Source organism: Stenotrophomonas sp. P5_B8, assembly GCF_054049855.1.
Window position 1 is genome coordinate 1 of record NZ_JBFULO010000847.1, and the last position, 651, is coordinate 651.

Annotated in this window: 1 protein-coding gene and 1 pseudogene; one reads left to right on the forward strand and one right to left on the reverse strand. The window is 60.1% G+C overall.

Going from position 1 to position 651, the window contains the following annotated elements; all coding sequences use genetic code 11:
• Positions 1 to 281: hypothetical protein (locus ACXJKH_RS21800; protein ID WP_457322510.1), on the forward strand; the 281-nt coding region annotated here is incomplete at its 5' end.
• 93 nt (positions 282 to 374) lie between these two features.
• On the opposite strand, the pseudogene ACXJKH_RS21805 reads toward ACXJKH_RS21800, so the two are convergent.
• Positions 375 to 651: pseudogene (locus ACXJKH_RS21805) on the reverse strand (hypothetical protein); the annotation flags it as partial.

Genomic DNA, 651 nt, shown 5'->3' on the forward strand with positions numbered 1-651 from the left:
CGTTCAGACCAAGCGAACTGCAGGTGGAGTGCGTTCGTGTATTGCGCTATTTCGACGACACCTGGATTTCAGCCTCCCAAATCAGCCAAAAGCTGGCGATGGTTACGCCGCCAAAAGGTGACATCCGGCAAGCTTTGGAAGGGCTTGTGGAAAGAGAATGGGCGACGGACCAACTATCCAGCATCAGCGAACCGCGCTACCGGCTAAAGGGCGAAGGCTTACAGTTTGCCCAGAAGCGTAAGTTCCCGGTCTGCCCAGAGATAGATAGGCCGCGTCCGTAGTGACTTCTACCATGTCAAGGTCGCGGAAGATCAACAGAAACAACGACTAAGCCGATCACTCGCGATCAGCAGCGATCTTGTGGAATCAGTGGCTTAGCGGACGTGTGGGGTCAGTTTGGGGTCACCCAAAGGCAGGGCTTTCAACGCTTCCCTCAATCGCCGCTCCTGCGAGGTCTCGGCCCGCTTCCGTTTGGGTTTGGCCGCTGCCGTTGGCGGATGGCCGACCAGGCGTGCCACAGCCTCCCGCAGCGGCACCCCCTCCAGCACCCTAGCCGCACACCACCGCTCGGCGAAACGCTTGCCCTGGTCGATGCTGGCCGCCCGGACCTGCTTGTCCTGCCAGAGTTTCCTGCAGGCCAAGGTCACGCGG